This window comes from Hallella seregens ATCC 51272 (assembly GCF_000518545.1).
GTDB classification, from domain to species: domain Bacteria; phylum Bacteroidota; class Bacteroidia; order Bacteroidales; family Bacteroidaceae; genus Prevotella; species Prevotella seregens.
The window spans coordinates 1-15,272 of the sequence record NZ_JADU01000028.1 but is presented as its reverse complement, the minus strand read 5'-3'; the positions used below and the strand labels follow the sequence as shown (position 1 = coordinate 15,272).

The following is a 15,272-nucleotide window of genomic DNA, read 5'->3' as shown; positions in this document are numbered from 1 at the left end:
AGTCAAACATCAACCCGACATCATGAACAGCAAAACCCTTTTACTCGCTGCTTGCATGGCCTTCACGGCCTCAGCCGCGGCCCAGACCACCCCCGACGGCGGCATTTCCAGCCAGATGCTCAGCCAGATAGAGCAGGCACAGAGCCGCAACCCGGCCTACAAGGCCCTGGCCAATGCCATTGCTTCCAACAAGATTGACGACCTGGCGCGCAACTACAAGAACCTGGGGCAGGTGGATACTTACTTCAGTGTGGAGACGCCCAGGCAGAGCATTCACGACCAGCAGAGCTCCGGACGCTGCTGGCTCTTCTCCGGACTCAACGTGTTGAGGGGCGATTTTGCCCGCGCTCACGGCGATTCCGTCAAGGTGGAATACTCTCAAGCCTACCTCTTTTTCTATGACCAGCTGGAGAAAGCCAACCTCATGCTGCAAGGTGTCATCGACTGCGCGCGCAAGCCTATGGACGACACGAGGGTGCAATTCTTCTTCCGTCACCCCATCAGCGACGGCGGCACGTTCTGCGGCGTGGCCGACCTGGCCGACAAATACGGCCTTGTGCCGATGAGCGTGATGCCCGAAACGTTCTCCAGCGACAACACTTCACAGATGCAGAAAATGATTTCGTCGAAGCTGCGCGAGTTCGGACTGGAGCTGCGAAAGATGGTTGCCGACGGCAGGAAAGCCGCCGACTTGCGCCGCCGCAAGACCGAAATGCTGGGCACCGTCTACCACATGCTCACCCTCGCGCTCGGCGCGCCGGTCAAGGAATTCAGCTATGTCTTCCGCGACAAGAACGGCAAGGTCTTGGGTGAGGCCCGCCGGTACACGCCGCGCAGCTTCTACGAGGCCACCGTGGGCGCGCCGCTCAACGGGTCGTTCATCATGGTGATGAACGACCCGCGACGGCCCTATCACAAGACCTTCGAGGTGGCCTACGACCGCCACACCTACGACGGACACAACTGGCGCTACCTCAATCTGCCCATGGACGAGATAGCCCGGCTGGCCGTTGCCTCGCTCAAGGACGGGCACAAGCTCTACTCGAGCTACGACGTGGGCAAGCAGCTCGACCGTAAGCGCGGCTATCTGGACATCGACAACTACGACTACGCCTCGCTCTTCGGCACGTCGTTCGGCATGGATAAGGCCGGCCGCATCGAGACTTTCGACAGCGGCTCCACCCACGCCATGACGCTCACCGCCGTGGATTTGGATGCCGAGGGCAACCCGTTGAAGTGGAAAGTGGAGAACAGCTGGGGCCCTGGCTACGGCCAGGACGGCTGTCTCATCATGACCAACCCTTGGTTCAGGGAGTACATGTTCCGGCTGGTGGTGAACCGCCGCTATGCTTCCGACGAGACGCTGAGGCTTTTCGACCAAAAGCCCACGATGGTGATGCCCGAAGATCCGCTCTTTCAGGCCGACGACTCCACCCGTCCATAAACAGCCGCCCCCGGCGGCAGACCTTTGCGCCTGCTCGTCGGGGGCTTTCTGTTTGCGCCGTAACGGCCCTGCGATTGCGGTGCCATCGTCTTGCGATTGCGGCGTAACGGCGCGGCGTTTACGACGTTGTCGGCCGGCGTTTGCGCCGTCATGATTCGGCGATGCCGGCCGCACGCACTCCGTTTTTTCGTTTTTCCATCCTTTCATCCTTTCCTCCTCACATCATGATGCCGGCCATTCTGCTGCTTCTTTCCTCGCTGTTCACACTGGTGGAACTCAATTGCGAGAACCTCTTCGACACGCGCCACGACAGCCTGAAACAGGACGAGGAGTTCCTGCCCACGTCTGCCCACCGCTGGACGCCCTACCGCTACTGGCGCAAGCTGAACCGCGTGGGGCAGGAGATACTGGCCTGCGGGCAGCTCGACTCGGCCGAGGTGCTGCCCGACCTGGTGGCCCTCGTCGAGGTTGAAAACGACACCGTGCTCACCGACCTCACGCGGCGGTCGCTGTTGCGACGGGCCGGCTACGCGTATGTCATGACCGACGGGCCCGACCCGCGCGGCATCGACGTGGCCCTGCTCTACTCGCCCTTCACCTTTCGGCTGCTTCGCCACCGGTCCATCCGCGTCGGCCCGCTGCCCGGCTTCCGCCCCACGCGCGACATGCTCTATGCCGCCGGCGAGCTCGCCGGTGGCGACACGCTGCACGTCTTCGTGGTGCATGCCCCGAGTCGGGCCGGTGGCGAGCGGTTCTCGCGCCCCTACCGGCTGCACGTGGCCCAGGTGTTGGCCGTCGCCGTAGACTCCGTGCGGCTGGCGTCGCCCGGTGCACGCATCGTGGTGGCTGGCGACTTCAACGACTATGCGGCCGACGCCGCCCTGCAGCGGCTGGCCGTCGGCGGCCTGTGCGATGTGTCGGCCACGGCCCGCGGCACGCACGGCGCCCTCGGTACCTATCGTTACCAAGGCCGCTGGGGCAGTCTGGACCACATTCTCTGCGACAGTCTTTCGGCCTCGAGGCTCCGTTCGTGCCGGGTCTTCGACGCCCCGTTCCTGCTCGCCGAGGACAAAAAATACGGCGGGGTCATGCCCCGCCGCAATTATCTTGGCCCCCGATACCTGGATGGTTTCAGCGACCATCTGCCGCTGGTGGCCGTGTGGGAGTGGTGATTATTTGTGCTCCTTGTAGTACTTCAGTCCCTCCTGCACGTTCTTGACAAGGGCTTTACTGGAGAGGGTGGCGCCGCTCACGGCGTCCACTTCCATCTTCTGCGCCTTGGTTACAGTCTTTCCTTCGTACTTGTCGAGCACGGCCTTGGCCTTGTCGAAGTATTTCGGCGTCTCCTGGTTGCCGAGAGCCTCCACCTTGACCACGCGGTTCTTCTTGATGTAAATCTTCACGGGCGTGGCGCTTTTGTAGCCGCGCACGCTCTTGGTGAGGCTGGTTGTGTTCACGATGTCGGTGCCGGTGTCTTTCGTGATGACGCTGTCGGCGGGCATGGCGCTCATCAGCACGGCCACGGCCATGGCGGCCACGGCCGAAATGGTCAGTGTTCTCTTGCGGTTCATTTGCTTTGTTCTTTTTTACCTTATTATATATACGCTGCTCGTATGTGCGGACAAAGTTAGCCAAAAGTTTGGTGGCTTGGGTGCCACCGTCGGTTTTTTTAACGCTTGGCAGTTATCTTTTAACGTTTAAAGTGCTACCTTTGTTGCCAAATATACGCCCATGACACTCAAGCTCCGACACAACACGCTGATGCGCCTCCTCTTTGGCGGCATTCTCTACATCGGGTTTCCCGGCCTGCTCTTTCTGCTGCTCTGGCCCCTTGTGGGCTGGTGCTGGGCGTTGGTGCCGGCCGGGTTGCTGGTGGCTCTGGTCACTTATGGCTTCTTCTTTGGCTGGCGGCACATCGTGGTTCGGTCGGCCAAGTGCGTGTCGCCCCTGCTTCCCCGGTCGTTCGATGGCTACCGGGTGGTGCAGCTGTCCGACATCCACATCGGCACTTTCCTGCGCAACCGCGCCTTCATCGACAAGATGGTGCGCACGGTGAACGCCCTGCACCCCGACGTTATCGTGTTCACCGGCGACTTGGTGAACGTGAGCGCCGACGAGGTGATTCCCTTTCAGCATGCGCTGGGACAGCTCCATGCCCCCGACGGCGTGTACTCCATCATGGGCAATCACGACTATTGCGAGTACGGAGCAGACCGCAGCGACCGCAACATTGCGCGCAACCAGCACGTGTTGCGCTATCTGGAGGAGAAGATAGGATGGCGGCTGCTCATGAACGAGCACGTCACCATCGCCCGCGGCGACGGCGCGGAGATAGCCGTCATCGGCGTGGAAAACATCAGCCGCCCGCCTTTCCCCGACTACGGCGACCTGCGGAAGGCCATGCAGGGACTGCCCGTCGGCATGTTCAAAATCCTGCTCAGCCACGACCCCAGCCACTGGCGGCGCGGCGTGCTCCACCAGACTGACATCGCCCTGACCCTCTCGGGCCACACCCATGCCGGGCAGATACGCATCGGTCGCTTCTCGCCGGCGCGCTGGGCCTACAATGAATGGGGCGGCAAATACGAGGAAGGAGGCTCCATGCTCTACGTGTCGCTGGGCATCGGCGGCACCGTGCCCTTCCGCTTTGGAGCGTGGCCCGAGGTGAATGTCATCACGTTGAGGTGTGAGAAGTAGGGGTCGATGGCCGACCGGACACAGTGTCGCCTAAATCCGCCGTAGGCTTACTTTTTGCTATGCTTTATACTTTTTTAGAATAAAAACGACGCCATTTCTTCCGCTTTTTCGACAGAAACCCGTAAATTTGCAGCGCAGAACAGACAACCAAGTTTAAACAAACAGAACGATATGAAGAAGATTAGAGCAGCCGTTGTAGGTTACGGCAACATTGGTCATTATAGTGTACAGGCCCTGGAGGCCGCCCCCGATTTCGAGATTGCAGGCGTGGTGCGCCGTCAGGGAGCCCATGACAAGCCCTTGGAACTCACGCCTTACGAGGTGGTGGACGACATCACGAAGCTGAAAAATGTGGATGTAGCCATCCTCGCCACGCCGACACGCTCGTGCCCCGAGACGGCCGCCCGCATCGTTTCGCTGGGCATCAACACCGTCGACAGCTTCGACATCCACACCTCAATACTCGATTATCGCACCCGGCAGATGGAGCATTGCAAGAAGGCCGGCCGCGTGAGCGTCATCTCGGCAGGCTGGGATCCGGGTTCCGACTCCATCGTGCGCGTGCTCATGGAGAGCCTTGCCCCCAAGGGTCTCACCTATACCAACTTCGGTCCGGGCATGTCGATGGGCCACAGTGTGTGCGTGCGCGGCAAGCAAGGAGTGAGGAATGCCCTCTCGGTAACCATCCCGTTGGGCGAGGGCATCCACCGCCGCATGGTCTATGTGGAGCTCGAAGACGGCGCCAGGCTGGAGGATGTGACAGCCGAAATCAAGGCCGATCCCTACTTTGCACACGACGAGACCCATGTGTTTGCCGTGGCCAGCGTGGACGACGTGCGCGACATGGGGCACGGCGTGAACCTTGTGCGCAAGGGTGTGAGCGGCCAGACGCCCAACCAGCGCATGGAGTTCAACATGAGTATCAACAATCCTGCGCTCACGGCCCAGGTGCTGGTCAACGTGGCCCGGGCCACATTCCGGCTGCAGCCCGGCTGCTATACCATGCCCGAAATTCCCGTCATCGACATGCTTCCCGGCACGCGCGAGGAAATCGTGGCCACGCTGGTGTAGGCCGTTCGCCGCCGGCCGGCACAATGTTTTCAAGAGGATCTCATCCCGTTGCGGGTGGGATCCTCTTGTGCGTTGGGGCCAAATCTCCCGCCGCACACAATAAGCCGCGCCCCCTGCGCGTTATCATAAGGTAATCAACAGGCATAACATGATTGAATATATCCGGGGCGAGCTGGCCGAACTGACGCCGGCCCTGGCCGTGGTCGAGGCCGGTGGCGTGGGCTATGCGCTCAATATCTCGCTCAATACCTATAGTCGTGTGCAAGGCAAAAAGGAGGTGAGGCTCTACGTGCACGAGTCCATCCAGACAGGCGGACGCGACGACAACTACACCCTCTACGGCTTTGCCGACAAACAGGAGCGCGAACTCTACCGGCTTCTCATCAGTGTTTCGGGCGTGGGGGCCAACACGGCGCGCATGATGCTCTCGTCGCTGTCGCCCAAGGAGCTGTGCAATGCCATTGCCAACGGCGACGAGCGGGTCATCAAGGGTGTGAAGGGCATCGGGCTGAAGACGGCCCAGCGCATCATCGTGGACCTGAAAGACAAGATTGTGAGCTCGGGCATCGCCGACGAGCTGCACGTCTCGGCTACGGCCTCTGCCCCGTCCACCGTCGACACGGGTGTCAGGGACGAGGCCGTTTCGGCCATGACCATGCTGGGCTTTGCCCCCATGGCGGCCTCCAAGGTGGTGACGGCCATCCTCGAAGAACAGCCCGGCATAGCCGTGGAAATGCTGGTCAAGGAGGCCCTGAAGCGAATAAAATAGGCGGGTGCGCCGCCGGCCGTTGCCTCCTGTCGGGGCAGAGGCGCGGGCGAGGGGCGGCACACGGTCAAACAGATGCGGTTTTGAAGATTCGGAAAAACTATATCGTCACGTGGGTGGTGCTGGCTGTTGCGATGGCTAGCTATGCCGTTGCGGTGCCCGTTTTCCAGCGCGACCCCCGGCAGCAAAACCGCAACACGCGCCCGGCCTCCGCCCGTCCGGCGGGGGGTGCCGCCGCAAATGCAGGTGCCTCGCCGGCTGCCCGCCCCGTCGCCGGGCAGCCCATTCTCAGCGACGACGACTCCATCCCCGACTCCTTGCTCCATCCGCGCTGGAAGATTCAGCGCACCACCCCCATCACCTACGACGACCTGGAACAGCGGGCACTGGACTTGCAGCGGCCCGAGGGGCTGAAATACGAGGTGGTCTACAACGACACCCTCGACCGATACATCATCGGAACCCGCATGGGCTCCACCTATCTGGCTGCCCCCATCATGATGACGCCGGCCGAATACCTGCGTTGGAGCGAGAAGCATGCCCGCAATGCGTACTTCCGTTCCAAGAACGACGAGGTGTATAAAGCCCAGGGCAAGGAGAAGTTCGACTTCTCCGACATGCACTTCAGCCTGGGCCCGGCCGAGAAAATCTTCGGTCCTGGCGGCGTGCGCATCAAGACGCAGGGCACGGCCGAACTGAAGTTCGGGGCCACATTCAAGAGCATCGACAATCCCTCGCTGCCCATCCGCAACCGCAAGACCACCACGATGGACTTCGACGAGAAGATAAATCTCAGCGTGAATGGCCGGGTGGGCGACAAAGTGAACATGAACCTGAACTACAACACGGACGCTACTTTCGACTTCGATTCGCAGAACATGAAGCTGAAGTACGACGGCAAGGAAGACGAAATCATCAAGCTCGTCGAGGCCGGCAACGTGTCGTTCCCCTCCAATTCCTCGCTGGTGCAGGGGGCCAGCAGCCTCTTCGGCCTGCGCACCGACATGCAGTTTGGCAAGCTCAAGCTGCAGCTTGTGGCCTCGCAGAAGAAGAGTTCGTCGAAGAGCGTGTCCAGCAAGGGCGGCAAGCAGCTCACCCCTTTCGAGATCGACGCCGCCGATTATGAGGAGAACCGCCACTTCTTCCTGGCCCAATATTTCCGCAATCACTACGATGCGGGCATGAAGACGCTGCCCAACATCACCACGGGCGTGACCATCAACCGCGTGGAAATCTGGGTGACCAACAAGTCGGGAACCACGTCCAACACGCGCGACATCGTGGCTCTGACCGACCTGGGCGAGACCAGCAACATCAGCAACAGCCGGTGGACAGCCGGCGGAACGCCCGTGCCGGCCAATGCCGCCAACAGCGAGTACGCCACGCTCGTGGGGCAGCTGGCCGACGCCCGCAACATCGACCAGACCTCGAGTACGCTCGACGGGGCAGGCCTCGTGGGCGGGGTGGACTATGAAAAGCTGCAGAGCGCCCGGCTGCTCAACTCGTCGGAGTACACGCTCAACAGTGCCTTGGGCTATGTTTCGCTGCGCAGTTCGCTGCAGACCGACCAGGTGTTGGCCGTTGCTTACGAGTACACCTACGGCGGGCAGACCTACCAGGTGGGCGAGTTTGCCAGCGACATTTCCGACGTGAGGCAGGCCCTTTTCGTCAAGTCGCTGAAGAATACAAGCAACAATCCCATGCAGGGCAACTGGGACTTGATGATGAAGAACGTGTATTACCTGGCCTCGACAGTGGAGAAAGACAAGTTCAGGCTGGACGTAAAGTTCCAAAGCGACACGGCCGGCGTCTACCTTTCTTATATTCCCGAGAGCCAGGTGAAGAGCCAGACGCTCATCAAGGTGCTGGGCGCCGACCGGCTGGACAACAACAACAAGGCCCATCCCAACGGCTATTTCGACTACGTGGACGGCTACACCGTGAGCAACGGCCGCGTGTTTTTCCCGGCGGCCGAGCCTTTCGGCAGTTACCTGTACAACTATTTGGTGTCCAAAGGCGTGGATGCCGGCAAGGCGCGCAACTACGCCTTCACCGAGCTCTACGACTCCACCAAGACCACGGCCAAGCAGATTGCCGAGAAAGACAAGTTCATCTTGCAGGGCCAGTACCGCGGCACGTCGGCCAATGTCATATCCCTTGGGGCCTACAATGTGCCGCAGGGCTCTGTGGTGGTCACGGCCGGCGGCGTGACGCTCACCGAGGGCAGCGATTACTCCGTGGACTACAGTGCGGGCGAAGTGACCATCCTGAACCAGAGCATCATCGATGCCGGCACCTCGGTCAACGTCTCGCTGGAGAGCCAGAGCGACTATTCGCAGGAGCGGAAAACCATGTTCGGCATGAACTGGGAGTACGATTTCTCCAAGAATTTCCAGCTCTCGGGCACGTTGCAGCACCTTTCCGAGCAGGCGCTCACCACCAAGGTGTCGATGGGTTCGGAGCCGCTCAACAACACGCTCTGGGGCATCAACCTGAACTGGAAGCACGAGAGCCAGTGGCTCACCAACGTGCTCGACCGGCTTCCTTTCCTCCATCTCACCCAGCCCTCGCAGATTTCGTTCACCGGCGAGTTTGCCCAGCTCATTGCCGGACAGAGCCACGGCACGCAGGACAATGCCTCCTACATCGACGACTTCGAGAACACCACCGACAAGATAGACGTTTCCATTCCCACCAACTGGACGCTCTCCAGCGTGCCCTCCATGTTTGCCGAGCAGTCGGACAAGACTACACTGCGCAGCGGATACAACCGTTCACTGATGGCCTGGTACACCATCGACCCGCTCTTCACCCGTCGCAGCTCTTCGCTCACGCCCGGCCACATCAAGAGTGACCTCGACCAGCTCAGCGATCCCTACGTGCGCGAGGTCTATGTCAGGGAGCTCTATCCCAACCGCGACCAGAGCAGCTACAGCGGGGCAACGTCCACACTCCCCATCCTCAACCTGGCCTACTACCCCAACGAGCGCGGCCCCTACAACTTCAATCCCGATCTTGCCGCCGACGGCACGCTGAACAATCCTACCCAACACTGGGGCGGCATGACGCGGAAACTCGAAACCAGCGACTTCGAGACGGCCAACATCGAGTACATCGAGTTCTGGATGATGGACCCGTTCATCCATTCCAACCGCCGGCCCAACGCCTCGGAGTATGGCGGCGACTTCTACATCAACCTTGGAGAAGTGTCTGAAGACGTGCTCCGCGATGGCAAGAAGTTCTACGAGAGCGGCTTGCCCGTGGATGGTTCCAGTAGTTTCACCTACACCCAGTGGGGCAAGATTCCCACACAGGCGACCGTTACTTACGCCTTTGCCACGTCGGGCGGCAGCCGCGCCCGGCAGGACTTGGGCTACAATGGACTCAACGATACCGAGGAGCAGCAGTTCCAGTCGTATCAGGATTTCCTGACCCAGATACAGGGAAAGGTCAATGCTGCCGTGTGGGATTCCATCTGGGCCGACCCCGCCAACGACGACTACCACTACTTCCGGGGCTCGGATTACGACCGCATGCAGGCCTCCATCCTGCGCCGCTACAAGTACATCAACAACCCGCAGGGCAACTCTCCCGACAACGACAGCCGTACCGAGGGCTACGACACCTCCTACAAAACAACGCCCGACGTGGAAGACATCAACCAGGACTACACGCTCAACGAGTACGAAAAATACTATCAGTACCGCATATCGGTGCGTCCCGAAGATCTCGTCGTGGGCAAGAACTACATCGTGGACAAGCGCGAGACCTCGCCTACACTGCGCAATACCAAGACCGAGAAAATTGATTGGTACCTCTTCCGCATCCCCCTGCGGGAGTATCAGAGCCGTGTGGGCTCCATCTCCGACTTCTCCAGCATCCGCTTCATGCGTATGTTCCTCACGGGATTCCGGCATCCTGTGGTCATGCGCTTCGGCAGTCTCGACCTCGTGCGCGGTACCTGGCGCGTCTACGAACAGCAGCTTGACGCCACCGCAGCCCAGACCGGCACCATGACTACGGCCTCGGTCAACATCGAGGAGAACAACGACAAGACCCCCGTCAACTACGTGTTGCCCCCCGGCATCAGGCGCGAGCAGGACCCGACACAGCCCCAACTGGTTGAGGCCAACGAGCAGTCGCTCGACATCAACGTCTCGAACCTCTCCAGCGGCGAGTCGAAATGCGTCTACAAGAACACCATGCTTGACCTGCGGCAGTACAAGCGTCTGCAGATGTATGTGCACGCCAATGCCAACGAGCAGAACGTCACCAATCTGCAAGACGACCAGCTGGCCGTCTTCGTGCGGCTGGGTTCAGACTACAAAAGCAATTACTACGAATACGAGATACCCCTCAAGCTCACCGCCCCCCGCTCGTACAACCGCTTCGACCTGGCCGACTGCAAGGCCGTGTGGCCCGAGGAAAACATGCTCGACATTCCGCTTTCGATCTTCACCGCCGTGAAGAAAGAACGCAACCGGCAGAAAGCTCAGGGACTGGCCTCCTACAACCGGGCCTACACCGCCTACGACAACGACCGGCCGCAAAACAAGGTTACCATCATGGGCAACCCTACGCTGGGCGAGGTGAAGACCCTCATCATCGGCGTGCGCAACCTTGCGGCCGAGCAGAAGAGCGGCGAGGTGTGGGTCAATGAGCTGCGCCTGAAAGAGTACAACAACTCCGGCGGCTGGGCCGCCAACGGCAACCTGAACGTGCAACTCTCTGATTTGGGCACGATGAACCTGCAGGGCAAGTATGTCACGCAGGGCTTCGGCGGGCTGGAAGACGGCGTGGCCGCCCGTTCGCGCGACGATCGGAGCAACCTCGCCTTCACCACAAGTCTGGAGCTGGGCAAGTTCTTCCCTGACAAGGCTAAGGTTTCGGCTCCCCTCTACTACAGTGTCACCAAGCAGGTGACCCGCCCCAAATACAACCCGCTGGACACCGACATGGAGCTCTCCGACGCTCTGGAGAGCACCGGCAGCCGCCGCGAGCGCGACTCTATCGAGAGCATTGCCGTGACCAGAACCATCAACACCAACTTCTCGCTCTCCAATGTCAAAGTGGGCATCCAGACCAAACGCCACCCCATGCCCTACGACCCGGCCAACTTCTCTTTCTCCTACAGTCACAGTCACGCCCATACACAGGGCGAGACTACCATCTACGAGAACGAGGACAACTGGCGCGGCGGCATGAACTACAGCTGGGTGCCCGTGTACAAGGCCTGGGAGCCGTTCAAGAAAATCAAGAGCAAGAGCAAGTGGTTTGACCTGCCACGCCGCTTCGGTCTGAATTGGTTGCCGCAGAGTGTGAACTTCGACACCGAGATCACCCGCAGCTATTACGAGCTGCAGGAGCGCGACATGGATGCGCTGGAGGGGGCGCAGCTGCCCGTCACTTTCTCTTCACAATTCCTCTGGAACAGGGAGTTCAGGCTGCGGTGGGACCTTACCCGCAACATCCACATGAGTTTCCAGAGTGCCACACACGCCGAGGTGGAGGAGCCTTACACGCCTGTCAACAAGGACCTTTACCCCACACGCTACGAGGCTTGGAAGGATTCCGTGTGGACAAGTCTCAAACATCTGGGCACGCCGCTCGACTATCAGCAGACGTTCAACCTCTCGTACCAGCTGCCGCTTAACCTGCTTCCCGTCTTCGACTGGCTCACCAGCGACGCCTCCTACAACGCCACGTACAACTGGATACGCGGCACTGACCTCGAAGACGGCACCTCGCTGGGCAACACCATACAGAACAACCGGCAGCTTAACGTCAATGGAGCTTTCGACATGGTGAAGCTATACAACCACGTTCCATTCCTCAAGAAAGCCAACGACCGCTTTGCCAAGGAGCCGAACGCCTCCGAACAGAAACGCAAGCAGCAGACCCGGCAACAGGCCAAGGCCGACCGCAAGAAGCAGCAGGAGGAGGAAGCCAAGGTGCGCCAGCAGGCTCTGACCGACGGTAAAGACGCCGACGAGGCCGTGAAGCAGTGGCAGCTGCAACAGAAGCAGGCTGCCGCCAAGCAACAGCAATTGCCCAAAAACAAGCAGTCTTTCGAGAAAGAGGTGACGCTGCTGCCCGACACCACCATCGACATTGCCCACAACAAGAAGTCGCGGCGGCTCGTCATCACGGCCAAGACCGAGGACGGCCACGCGCTGAAACTTAAGTACAGGAAGCTCGACGACAACCGCATCCGCATCCGCAACCGCGTGGACTCGGCCCTCAAAGTCAAGGTCACGGTCACGGCCAAGACCCCTCTTGACGAGCAACGCTGGTATCGCGCGGCACAATCCATTGCCCGCGTGGCCATGATGGTGCGCAGTGTCAGCGTGGCCTATCGCAGTCAATACACGCTGGCCCTGCCCGGCTTCATGCCCAATATCGGCGACGCTTTTGGCCAGACCAGCCGCACCGGGGCCGGCGCACTCTCGCCGGGCCTCGACTTTGCCTTTGGCTTGGTGGACGACGACTATATCGGAAAGGCCCGCAACAACGGCTGGCTGCTGCAGAACGACAGCGTGGCGACGCCGGCCACCACCAGTTTTACCGAAGACTTGCAGCTGCGCCTCACGCTCGAACCCATCCGCAACTTCAAGATAGACCTCAATGCCAGCCGCACGCAGACCACAGCCAAGAGCATCCAGTACATGTATGCCGGGTCTCCCACCACGCAGACCGGTACTTTCGCCATGACCACCATCTCGCTCGGCTCGGCGTTCGAGGGCATGGGCAATGCCAACAACGGGTTCCGCAGTGCCACGTTCGAGAAGTTCTGTCGTTCGCTCGACGGTTTCCGCCAGCGTGTCGAAGCCCGCTATGCCGGGTCTGTTTATCCGCAGGGCACCGCGCTGGCCGGCCGCACGTTCGACGCGGCCAACGGCGGGGTGGGGGCCTACAGCGCAGACGTGATGGTGCCCGCCTTCCTGGCCAGCTATACCGGCATGGGCGGGAGCAGCCTCGACATTTTCCCTGCGCTCAGGCATTTGCTGCCCAACTGGACGCTGCGTTACAGTGGTCTGGGTAAGCTGTCGTGGCTGCGCGACCGCTTCAAGAGTGTCAACATCAACCACAGCTACAAGAGTGTCTTCGCCGTGGGCACTTACCAGAGCTATTCCACGTTTGTGGCCCTGATGGGGCCTCGCATGGGTTTCATCACCGACGCCACCACGGGCGGCCCCGTTCCCAACTCGATGTACAATGTCTCCATGGTGAGCATCAACGAGAGTTTCTCGCCCCTGCTCGGCGTGGATCTGACGCTGCAGAACAATCTCACGGTCAAGGCCGAGTACCGGCAGACACGTGTGCTCTCGCTCTCGATGACCAGCGTGCAGCTCAACGAGGCCGTGAGCAAGGACTGGGTGGTGGGCCTCGGCTATAAAATCAACAACTTCAACCTCTTTGGCGGCCGCAACCCGAGGCTGGTGAAAGGCAAGGCCCGCGGCGGCGACAAGGCCAAGACACAGCAGACCGCCGCCACGACCAGCCGCTCCGGCAACCGCAGCGGGGCCAACCACGACCTGAACATGCGCTTCGATTTGTCCTACCGTCGCCAGGCCAGCATCACCCGCGACATTGCCAGCATCACCTCGTCGGCCAGCAGCGGCAACACTGCTTTCAAGTTCTCGTTCATGGCCGACTACACACTTTCGCGCCTCCTCACCATGAGTTTCTATCTGGATCGCCAAACCAACACGCCGCTGCTGAGCAGCAGCAGCTATCCCACTACCACGCAGGACTTCGGCTTGAGCATCAAGTTCAGCCTCACGCGGTAGCTTTTCTCGCTCCATTTCTTGCAAATTACAGAAAAAGAGTTATATTTGCAACAAACGTCAATACTACGCTTAAATCTGAACACAGTGGAGACTTCTGCGAAATACCATGCGGCAAGCCATTGTGCGGCCCTCCCAAACGGCGCCGCAACCCTGTTGCAGGCGACCCCCACCAAGGCCATCTACTCCATGGACGGCCGTCGGCAAAAGGGGATGCGTCGCGGGCTGAACATCGTCCGTATGGGCGACGGAACGGCAAGGAAGATCGTCCGCCGATAGCACTCGGTGTTAAGCCCCCTTGCTCTTTGACATACTGACACACACGACGGAAACGAAAATCACGGCAGGAAACATGGCTGTTTGTGAGATTATTCCTATCTTTGCAGCAATCATCACAATATCATAGGAGGAATTGGCATGAACACCACGACAGGCAATACGCAATCCGTGTATCTTAATATTCCGCAGAGCGACTGGCAGTTGCTGAAAGACCTTGCACGGAAGTTCGGATGGCAGGCACAGACAAGCGAACAGCGACTGGAGGCTTTCATCGAAAGCCGGCCGCAGACCGTGGAACTGTCCGAAGACGACATCATGAATGAGGTGAGCGCCATTAGGTATGGCAAATCATGAAAATCATCATTGACTGCAATATCTGGATTTCGTTCTTGCTGGGCCATCAGACGGCTCTCATGCGAAAGATTTTGACCGACCCGGCGGTCGACATCTTTGTCTGCCGCGAACTCTTGGCAGAGATTAGAGACGTGGCTGGCAGAGAGAAAATCCGTAGATACACAGATGCCTCCGAAGTTGCAGACTTGTTGAATCTGATTCACAGCTTTTGCCTCTGTACGAATGTTCAGCAGACAGCTACGAGCCCGGTAAGAGATTCCAAAGACTTGTATCTCTTGTCACTGGCAGAGACGGTTGGTGCAGACTATCTTGTATCCGGTGACAAAGACCTGCTGGTTTTGGAAAGTCATGGACAGACCCAAATGATAAAACTGTCGGATTTTAAATTGCTGCATGGTTTGTAAATAAGGGTCTTTCTGATAGATTCCCATAGCATTTCCGTCCCACGCTCCGTTTCAATGGCGTGGGACGGTTGTTTTCCACCGCTTGCCATGATTTTTTCGTTTTTCGTCGCGTGTGGTTCATTCCCGAGGAGTTCACTCCTCCGACGATGTTGCGGGCACACAGAGCGTGTGTGTCCCTCCAAAAACCACTCTGTCATTTTCAGGTATTCATACAACCAATGGATAATTTTTCTATTATTCTCTTGCCCATTTCCCAAACATTCACTACCTTTGTAGCGGATTTTAAATATATGTACCCACAACATCCATATTCGAGCGAGCGCGAAGAGCGGCAGGGAAAGATGAATTTTCCTGCAATTTTTTCGTCGAATTGTTTGGTAGTTCCAAATAATTTGCTACTCTCTCTCTCTCTCTCTCTCAAGCCACTGGCGTAACCTCTCTCTAAAACATACACGCGTACGCGCGCGAGG

The 15,272-nt window shown here is 59.3% G+C and carries 10 protein-coding genes; 8 read left to right on the top strand and 2 right to left on the bottom strand.

Annotation, left to right across the window (positions count from 1 at the left end; all coding sequences use genetic code 11):
- The first annotated feature begins 22 nt into the window (after positions 1 to 22).
- Positions 23 to 1,444: a C1 family peptidase gene (locus L888_RS0109220; protein WP_027952678.1), complete on the top strand. Its 1,422-nt coding sequence runs from the start codon at positions 23 to 25 to the stop codon at positions 1,442 to 1,444.
- A gap of 227 nt (positions 1,445 to 1,671) precedes the next feature.
- Positions 1,672 to 2,616, top strand: a complete 945-nt coding sequence (locus tag L888_RS0109215) for an endonuclease/exonuclease/phosphatase family protein (protein WP_027952677.1) — start codon at positions 1,672 to 1,674, stop codon at positions 2,614 to 2,616.
- Here the strand turns inward: L888_RS0109215 and L888_RS0109210 are convergent, their stop codons facing one another.
- Positions 2,617 to 3,015, bottom strand: coding sequence for an FMN-binding protein (locus L888_RS0109210; RefSeq protein ID WP_015298498.1), 399 nt, complete (start codon positions 3,013 to 3,015; stop codon positions 2,617 to 2,619).
- Between the two features lie 160 nt (positions 3,016 to 3,175).
- On the opposite strand from L888_RS0109210, the gene L888_RS0109205 reads away from it, so the two are divergent.
- The 6 genes from L888_RS0109205 (at position 3,176) to L888_RS0109175 (ending at position 14,802) form a co-directional block, all read left to right on the top strand.
- The gene (locus L888_RS0109205) at positions 3,176 to 4,141 is read left to right on the top strand and encodes a metallophosphoesterase (protein ID WP_027952676.1); all 966 of its coding nucleotides are present in this window, start codon (positions 3,176 to 3,178) and stop codon (positions 4,139 to 4,141) included.
- Between the two features lie 171 nt (positions 4,142 to 4,312).
- Positions 4,313 to 5,212, top strand: coding sequence for a diaminopimelate dehydrogenase (locus L888_RS0109200; protein WP_027952675.1), 900 nt, complete (start codon positions 4,313 to 4,315; stop codon positions 5,210 to 5,212).
- A gap of 148 nt (positions 5,213 to 5,360) precedes the next feature.
- Positions 5,361 to 5,981 carry a Holliday junction branch migration protein RuvA gene (gene ruvA / locus L888_RS0109195; RefSeq protein ID WP_027952674.1) on the top strand — a complete coding sequence of 207 codons (621 nt, stop codon included), beginning with the start codon at positions 5,361 to 5,363 and terminating at the stop codon, positions 5,979 to 5,981.
- An 80-nt stretch (positions 5,982 to 6,061) separates the two neighbouring features.
- A complete protein-coding gene (gene sov, locus L888_RS0109190; RefSeq protein WP_027952673.1) occupies positions 6,062 to 13,768 on the top strand; it encodes a T9SS outer membrane translocon Sov/SprA in 7,707 nt (2,568 codons plus the stop codon).
- 414 nt (positions 13,769 to 14,182) lie between these two features.
- Complete coding sequence (locus L888_RS0109180) at positions 14,183 to 14,398, top strand: hypothetical protein (protein ID WP_027952671.1); 216 nt, start codon at positions 14,183 to 14,185, stop codon at positions 14,396 to 14,398.
- Complete coding sequence (locus L888_RS0109175) at positions 14,395 to 14,802, top strand: putative toxin-antitoxin system toxin component, PIN family (RefSeq protein ID WP_005844613.1); 408 nt, start codon at positions 14,395 to 14,397, stop codon at positions 14,800 to 14,802. Before L888_RS0109180 ends, L888_RS0109175 begins: the two co-directional genes overlap by 4 nt.
- A gap of 199 nt (positions 14,803 to 15,001) precedes the next feature.
- On the opposite strand, the gene L888_RS14765 is transcribed toward L888_RS0109175, so the two are convergent.
- Positions 15,002 to 15,272 (bottom strand): hypothetical protein (locus L888_RS14765; protein WP_211234603.1); only part of this gene is annotated, 271 nt, incomplete at its 5' end.

Coding starts and splice junctions, on each gene's coding strand:
- L888_RS0109175 (WP_005844613.1), top strand. CDS start 14,395: ATGAAAATCATCATTGACTGCAATATCTGGATTTCGTTCTTGCTGGGC.
- ruvA (WP_027952674.1), top strand. CDS start 5,361: ATGATTGAATATATCCGGGGCGAGCTGGCCGAACTGACGCCGGCCCTG.
- L888_RS0109200 (WP_027952675.1), top strand. CDS start 4,313: ATGAAGAAGATTAGAGCAGCCGTTGTAGGTTACGGCAACATTGGTCAT.
- L888_RS0109220 (WP_027952678.1), top strand. CDS start 23: ATGAACAGCAAAACCCTTTTACTCGCTGCTTGCATGGCCTTCACGGCC.
- L888_RS0109180 (WP_027952671.1), top strand. CDS start 14,183: ATGAACACCACGACAGGCAATACGCAATCCGTGTATCTTAATATTCCG.
- L888_RS0109205 (WP_027952676.1), top strand. CDS start 3,176: ATGACACTCAAGCTCCGACACAACACGCTGATGCGCCTCCTCTTTGGC.
- L888_RS0109215 (WP_027952677.1), top strand. CDS start 1,672: ATGCCGGCCATTCTGCTGCTTCTTTCCTCGCTGTTCACACTGGTGGAA.
- L888_RS0109210 (WP_015298498.1), bottom strand. CDS start 3,015: ATGAACCGCAAGAGAACACTGACCATTTCGGCCGTGGCCGCCATGGCC.